This is a genomic window from Streptomyces sp. (assembly GCF_050698815.1).
Taxonomy (GTDB): Bacteria; Actinomycetota; Actinomycetes; order Streptomycetales; family Streptomycetaceae; genus Streptomyces.
Window position 1 is genome coordinate 1 of record NZ_JBOHCV010000105.1, and the last position, 7,287, is coordinate 7,287.

At 69.9% G+C, this 7,287-nt stretch carries 6 protein-coding genes; 4 read left to right on the plus strand and 2 right to left on the minus strand.

The window, feature by feature from the left end; genetic code table 11:
* Positions 1-157: 157 nt before the first annotated feature.
* Together ACRDP3_RS04075 and ACRDP3_RS04080 are read left to right on the plus strand one after the other, a co-directional pair.
* Positions 158-1,018: a helix-turn-helix domain-containing protein gene (locus ACRDP3_RS04075; RefSeq protein WP_431515419.1), complete on the plus strand. Its 861-nt coding sequence runs from the start codon at positions 158-160 to the stop codon at positions 1,016-1,018.
* Positions 1,019-1,156: 138 nt separating this feature from the next.
* Positions 1,157-1,369: a DUF397 domain-containing protein gene (locus ACRDP3_RS04080; RefSeq protein ID WP_431515420.1), complete on the plus strand. Its 213-nt coding sequence runs from the start codon at positions 1,157-1,159 to the stop codon at positions 1,367-1,369.
* A gap of 41 nt (positions 1,370-1,410) precedes the next feature.
* Here the strand turns inward: ACRDP3_RS04080 and ACRDP3_RS04085 are convergent, their stop codons facing one another.
* Both ACRDP3_RS04085 and ACRDP3_RS04090 read right to left on the minus strand, forming a co-directional pair.
* Positions 1,411-2,529: an ADP-ribosylglycohydrolase family protein gene (locus tag ACRDP3_RS04085; RefSeq protein ID WP_431515421.1), complete on the minus strand. Its 1,119-nt coding sequence runs from the start codon at positions 2,527-2,529 to the stop codon at positions 1,411-1,413.
* Positions 2,530-2,638: 109 nt separating this feature from the next.
* Positions 2,639-5,239: a bifunctional FO biosynthesis protein CofGH gene (locus tag ACRDP3_RS04090; RefSeq protein WP_431515422.1), complete on the minus strand. Its 2,601-nt coding sequence runs from the start codon at positions 5,237-5,239 to the stop codon at positions 2,639-2,641.
* 290 nt (positions 5,240-5,529) lie between these two features.
* Between ACRDP3_RS04090 and ACRDP3_RS04095 the strand changes: the two genes are divergently transcribed.
* Both ACRDP3_RS04095 and ACRDP3_RS04100 read left to right on the plus strand, forming a co-directional pair.
* Positions 5,530-5,955 (plus strand): hypothetical protein, encoded by a 426-nt coding sequence (locus ACRDP3_RS04095; RefSeq protein ID WP_431515423.1) that lies wholly within the window; start codon positions 5,530-5,532, stop codon positions 5,953-5,955.
* Positions 5,956-6,141: 186 nt separating this feature from the next.
* On the plus strand, positions 6,142-7,287 hold a 1,146-nt coding region (locus ACRDP3_RS04100; RefSeq protein ID WP_431515424.1), incomplete at its 3' end, for a CehA/McbA family metallohydrolase.

Here is a 7,287-nt window from a genome sequence, read left to right on the forward strand (position 1 = left end):
GTGGTGGTACGGGCGCCGGGAGCGGTGCCCGTACCGCCACCCCGCACGCATGCCCTGTGCTCGACTCCGCACCCTCTGTTGCCATTCGCCAGCGCGATCGCACACGGTGGTGGGAACCTGCTGGAAAGTAGTCGTACTTTACGGAGGTGCTGTTCTTGTGGCGTCCAACGTCAACCCCACCGTCCGACGTCGCCGTCTGGGGCAGGAGTTGCGCCGTCTCCGCGAGGTGAAAGGCATGACGGCGGAGGAGGTCGCGGACCGGCTGCTCGTCTCGCAGTCCAAGATCAGCCGGCTGGAGAACGGCCGCCGCAGCATCAGCCAGCGCGACGTACGCGACCTGTGCGGGGTCTACGAGGTCGAGGACCACCGCATCGTCGATTCACTGATGCAGATGGCCAAGGAGTCACGTCAGCAAGGCTGGTGGCACGCCTTCGGCGACATCCCCTACAGCGTCTACATCGGCCTGGAGACGGACGCCGCCTCCCTGCGGGTGTACGAACCGCAGGTCGTGCCGGGGCTGTTGCAGACGAAGGCGTACGCGGAGGCCGTCTGCGAGGGCGCCCTGCCGGAGGCGTCGGCGGCCGACATCGAGAAGCGCGTACAGGTACGGATGCGCAGGCAGGACCGGGTCAACGACCTCCGCCGCCCGCTCCGGCTGTGGGCGGTACTGGACGAATCCGCGCTGCGCCGGGAGGTCGGTGGCCGCCAGACGATGGTGGAACAGCTGGAGCGGCTCAACGAGGTGTCGCAACTGCCGCACGTCACGGTCCAGGTGATGCCGTTCTCCATGGGCGCCCATCCAGGCGTCAACGGGCAGTACGCGATCCTCGAGTTCCCTGACGCCTCCGACTCCTCGGTGGTCTATCTGGAGGGGGTCACCAGCGACCTGTACCTGGAGAAAACGCACGACGTACAGAGCTACAGCGTCATGTACGAGCATTTGCGAGCCGAAGCTCTCAACCCTGATCAGACCCGGCAGTTCATCGAGAAAGTGGCGAAGGAGTATGCCCGCGGCTGAGCGGCGGGAGAGTACACCTGCTTCAGCGGTGGCGTGAAGAGCTGTTTGGAATATGCCATCCGGTCGAGTGAACGACCCCTTCGCGATGGGGAATTGGGGCGTACGGTCACTCCCACAAGTCGAACAACCGGAGCAGACATGGCTATTCACCAGGGAAACACCATCGACTGGATCAAGTCGAGCTACTCAGCCAATGGCGCGTGCGTCGAGGTCAAGTCACCGACCGTCCGCGCGGTGGCGGTGCGTGACTCGAAGGTCCCCGAGGGGCCGGCGCTGAGCTTTCCCCCGGGGTCGTGGTCCGGCTTCGTCGCGGATGTGCGCGCCGGCGACTCCGCTCGCCGGGCCTGCTGACGCGTTGATCCGCTGAGCTGCTGTCGCTGCCCGTACCGCCCTCACGCGCGCGGGTAGCGCGTCAGCCAGACCGGGGACGCCGCTCCCGGGGCGTGCAGGGCGGGGCCCTGTGTCATCTCCATGGCGAAGTCGTCGGCCAGTTCGAGTATGGTCCCGCGTCCCTCCAGCTCCGCGACCCAGCCCGGCGGCAGCGCCGTCTCACCATGGATGGTGCCGAGCAGGTTGCCGCAGACGGAACCGGTGGAGTCGCTGTCACCGCCGTGGTTCACGGCCAGCAGCAGCCCGTGCCGTACGTCCTCGGCGACCAGGGCGCAGTAGACGCCGATCGACAGTGCCTCCTCGGCCGTCCAGCCCTCGCCCAGCGACTCCACCCGCTCGGCCGTCGGCAGGCCTTGGCGCACCGCGCCCAGCGCCCGCTTCAGCGCTTCGCTGGTCTCCTCGTGGCCCGGCCGGTTCGACAGCTGCGCGAGGGCCTTCTGCACCGCGTGGTCGAGCGAGTCGCCCCGCGTCAGGGCGTGCACCATCGCGGCGAAGGCGCCTGCCGCCAGATATCCGGTCGGATGCCCGTGGGTCTGCGCCGCGCACTCCACGGCGAGCTGGAAGACCAACTGCGGCTCCCAGCCCACCAGCAGCCCGAAGGGGGCGGACCGCATGACCGTGCCGCAGCCCTTGGACTGCGGGTTCTTGGGGTTGTCGACGGTGCCCATACGGTCGTCGGCGAGACCGCTCAGACAAGCGTTGCCGGGTGCGCGGCGGGCGTAGAGCCACTCCTCGCGCGCCAGCCAGCCGTCCTCCTTCTTCCGCTCGTCCGGCCCCCAGTCCCGCTGCGTCGCCGCCCATCTGCGGTAGGCGGCGTGCACGTCGGTGGGCGGGTGCCAGGCGCCCGTATCGCGGCGCACGTGTGCGCGGATGAGGCCGTCCATCGTGAAGAGCGTCATCTGGGTGTCGTCGGTGACGGCGCCGCGCCGCCCGTAGGCCGGGACGAAATCGGTCACTCCGGACGCGCCGTGCGCCTCCCGGATCGCGCTCAGCGAATCGAACTCGATACCCGCGCCGAGCGCGTCGCCCATCGCGCCGCCCAGCAGGCAGCCGCGCACCCTGCCGCGGAAGTCCTGCTGCTCGGCGCGGCCCCATACGGCATCGCTTCCGGAAGCGGCCACGTGTCCCTCCCGTTGTCTCTCTGCGGGGATCTCTCCGCCGGTATCTCTCTGCGGGCAGGGGGGAAGGTCCCCCGCCGCACCTTAGTGCCCTCCCGGCTGACGCCCCGGTTCAGTTTCCCAGTACCGGAAGCAGCTGGGGCAGGTGCCCGTCGGACAGCCGCGCCGCGCGCAGCCGCTCCTCGGGCACCTCGCCGTACAGCGTCGTACGGGCGCGGGCCGGCCGGCCCGCGAGCTCGGCGATGGCGGTCAGGTCCTGCACCGAACGGTACGAGCCGTAGGACGAACCCGCCATCCGGGAGATGGTCTCCTCCATCAGCGTGCCGCCCAGATCGTTGGCACCGGAGCGGAGCATCTCCGCCGCACCCTCCGCGCCCAGCTTGACCCAGCTTGTCTGGATGTTGGTGATGTGGGGGTGCAGCAGCAGCCGTGCCATCGCGGTCACCGCGCGGTTGTCGCGGGTGGTGGGGCCGGGGCGGGCGATGCCCGCGAGGTAGACGGGCGCGTTGGTGTGGATGAAGGGCAGCGTGACGAACTCGGTGAAGCCCGCCACTCCCTTCTCGGCCGCCGAGCGCTGGATGTCCGCGAGCTGCCGCAGGTGGCCCAGCCAGTGCCGGGGCTGGTCCACGTGCCCGTACATCATCGTGGAGGACGATCGGATGCCCAGCTCGTGTGCCGTCTCGACGACCTCGACCCAGGTGGCGGCCGGGAGTTTGCCCTTGGTGAGGATCCAGCGGACCTCGTCGTCGAGGATCTCCGCTGCGGTGCCGGGGATCGAACCGAGGCCCGCGTCGCGCGCCTCCGAGAGCCAGTCGCGGATCGAGAGGCCCGTACGGCTGGCGCCGTTGACGACCTCCATCGGGGAGAAGGCGTGCACGTGCATGTCCGGCACGCGCTCCCGCACCGCGCGGGCGATGTCGAAGTAGGCGGTGCCCGGCAGGTCCGGGTGGATGCCGCCCTGCATGCACACCTCGACCGCGCCCACCTCCCACGCCTGCTGGGCGCGGTCGGCGACCTGGTCCAGGGAGAGCGTGTAGGCGTCGGCGTCGGTGCGGCGCTGCGCGAAGGCGCAGAAACGGCAGCCGGTGTAGCAGACGTTGGTGAAGTTGATGTTGCGCGTGACGATGTACGTCACGTCGTCGCCGACCACGTCGCGGCGCAGCTGATCGGCGATGCCGCACAGCGCGTCCAGGGCGGGGCCGTCCGCGTGCAGCAGGGCGAGCGCTTCGTCGTCGGTGAGGCGCGTGGGGTCGTCGGCGGCGCGGGTCAGGGCAGTACGCACGTCCGTGTCGATGCGCTGCGGTGCCATTCCGGGCTTCGCCTGTTCACGCAGGCTCTCCCAGTCGCCGTAGACCTCGTCGAAGTCGTCCCTGCGGTCCGTTGTGCGCCCGTCGGTGTCGATGGTGCGGTGCAGGTCCGTACGTCCGGACGGTGCGAGGTAGCCCTCGTCGGGCTCCTGCCACGGGCGGCCCTCGACAGGGGCGTCCTCACGGGCGAGTCCCGTGCCCGGTTCGGCCAGCGCTTCGACGTGCGGCAGCAGCCGGGGGTCGAGCCAGGGTTCGCCGCGCTGGATGAACTCGGGGTAGATGGGGAGACGTTCACGCAGTTCGAAGCCGGAGTCGGCTGTGTGCTGCGCCAGTTCGTCGATCTGCGGCCAGGGGCGCTCGGGGTTGACGTGGTCCTGGGTCAGCGGGGAGACGCCGCCCCAGTCGTCGATGCCGACACCGATGAGCATCGCGTACTCCCCGTCCACCAGGTTCGGCGGTGCCTGGATGCGGGCGGAGGGGCCCATGATGTGCCGGGCCACCGCGATCGTGGCGGCCAGCTCCTCGAGTTCGGCGTCGGGCATTCCGCGCATGGCCGTGTCCGGCTTGGCGCGGAAGTTCTGCATGATGAGTTCCTGAATGCCGTGGTAGGCACGCTGGATGCGGCGCAGCGCGAAGAGCGACTCGGCACGCTCCTCGTACGTCTCACCGATACCGATCAACAGCCCTGTGGTGAAGGGGACGTTGGAACGCCCGGCGTCCTCCAGCACGCGCAGCCGCACCGCCGGTTCCTTGTCAGGCGATCCGTGGTGCGGGCCGCCCGGTTCGCTCCACAGGCGCTCAGCCGTGGTCTCCAGCATCATGCCCATGGACGGCGAGACGGGCTTGAGCCGCTGGAAGTCGGACCAGGACAGGACGCCGGGGTTGAGGTGCGGCAGCAGCCCCGTCTCCTCCAGGACGCGGATGGCCATGGCCCGTACGTACGAAAGCGTGTCGTCGTAGCCGTGCGACTCCAGCCATTCCTGGGCTTCGGGCCAGCGGTCCTCCGGCTTGTCGCCGAGCGTGAACAGGGCCTCCTTGCAGCCTGCTTCGGCGCCGCGGCGCGCGATGTCCAGCACCTCGTCGGGCGACAGGAACATCCCGTGACCGTCACGGCGGAGCTTGCCCGGGACGGTCACGAAGGTGCAGTAGTGGCACTTGTCCCGGCACAGCCGGGTGAGCGGGATGAAGACCCCGCGCGAATACGTGATCACCCCGGGGCGTCCCGCCGCCTCCAGCCCGGCGTCGCGCACCCGCGCTGCGGACTTGGCGAGTTCGGCGAGATCGTCGCCTCTCGCCTGCAGCAGTACGGCCGCTTCGGCGGCGTCGAGCGTCACCCCGTCACGGGCACGGCGGAGGGCACGCCGCATTGCGGTGGCGGTGGGGGCTGCCTGCGCACTCGAAGTCATGAACCGAGCATACGAGCGGTACGGGCGCGGCCCCGGAGTCGTTGCTGCGGGCAATCTCACATCGTCTACGGTGCTGGGTGCGGATCGGCCGTCTGTTCGCGGAGCAGGCGGTTCTGCCATGCTCTTCCGCGACCACGACTACGGGGGAAAACATGCGTGTTGTCACTTCTGTCCTGCTGATCGGCGCCTTGCTCGGGGGTACGGCGGGGACGGCGTACGCCGCGTCGGATGCGGCTTGGGGCGGTTCGGGTGGTTCGGGTGGTTCAGGCGGGAGGTCCGCCGATTCCGGGGTGTCGTCTTCGTACGGACAGTCCGGCGACGGCGACGGCACCCGGACGCAGGCCGCACCGGGGCGCATATCCGGCGGCAGCAGCGGGGGGAGCAGGAGCTCCAGTTCGAGTTCCACGTCGAGTTCGAGCTCCACCTCCAGCTCCAGTGGTGGCACCGTCAGCAGCAGCGGGGGCATCAGCAAGACCACCACTTCGGGCGGCAGCAGCTCCAAGGGCGGCACCGTCAGCAGCAACGGGGGGATCAGCAAGACCAGCACGTCCGGCAGCAGCACCAGCACCAGCACGGCCGGTACGAGCTACAACTCCACCTCCGGCTCCCACAGCAAGAGCAGCAGCAACCGGTGGTGGATGTGGGTCGTCATCCCGCTGGTCCTGGTCGTGGTCGTGGTGGGCGTGATCGTCTTCGCGAAGGTCCTGCGCCGTTGAGCAGCTGAACAGCCTGGCGGATGCGGCGGGTCCGGGGGCGGGTGCCCGAGGTGGGTGCCCGCCTCCGAGTTATCCACAGGGGTTCCCCCGCCCGCCTGCTGCGCGTAGAACGGTGAGTCGTGGCGTCCCCGTGGCGCCGCGCGACCGAAGTGACGGGCGCGCCGGGAGGCGCAGGGGGAGGCGGGCATGACCCGTGTGGGAAGACGTGACGTACTCAGGCTCTCGGCGGTGGCCGGCACCGCGGGCGTGCTCACCCTGGGCAGCGTGAACTTCGCGCGTGCCGCCGACGGTTCGCAGGACTCCAAGTCCGTGAACGGCCATCTGCCCACGGGCGCACCGGACTTCGTGTATCTGCCGGTCGAAGTGCCCGATGGCGTCCGGGAGATCGAGGTGTCGTACTCCTACGACAAGCCGCAGGTCCCGGAAGGCACCAAGGGCAACGCGCTGGACATCGGCATCTTCGACGAGCGGGGCACCGCGCTCGGCGGCCGGGGGTTCCGGGGCTGGTCGGGCGGTGCCCGTGACCGGTTCACGATCAGCGCGAGCGAGGCGACACCCGGCTATCTGGCCGGCCCGGTGCGTGCGGGCACCTGGCATGTGGCGCTCGGCCCGTACACCGTCGCCCCGCAGGGCATGGACTACGAGGTCACCATCACCCTCCGGCACGGCGGGCAGGGCGAGACGCCACGTCCGAACCATCCGCCGGAGCGGGCGAGCGGCCGCGGCAGGGCCTGGTACCGCGGCGACTGCCATCTGCACACGGTGCACTCGGACGGCAAGCGCACTCCCGCTCAGGTTGCCGCGGCGGCCCGTGAGGCGGGGCTCGACTTCATCACCACCACGGAGCACAACACCACGTCGGGGCACGGCGCCTGGGAAGGGCTGTGGGGCGACGACTTCCTGATTCTCTGCGGTGAGGAGATCACCACCCGCAACGGTCACTTCCTGGCTCTGGGCACCGACCCGGGCACGTTCGTCGACTGGCGTTACAGAGCACGGGACGACGTCTTCGCCCGTTACGCCCGCCGTATTCGCCGTGCGGGCGGCCTGGTTGTGCCGGCACACCCCGACTGCCCGTTCGTGGGCTGCCAGTGGAAGTTCGGGTACGAGGACGCGGACGCCGTCGAGGTGTGGAACGGCCCGTGGACGACCGACGACGAACTCGCCGTCGCCGCCTGGGACAACATGCTGGTGAACCCGCCCTCGGGGGACCGCCCGCTCCCCGCCATGGGCAACAGCGACGCCCACGCGGAGCCTCAGGCGGTGGGTCTGCCCCAGACGGTGGTCCTCGCGGAGGATCTTTCCCGGCAGGCCCTGCTGGAGGGCATACGG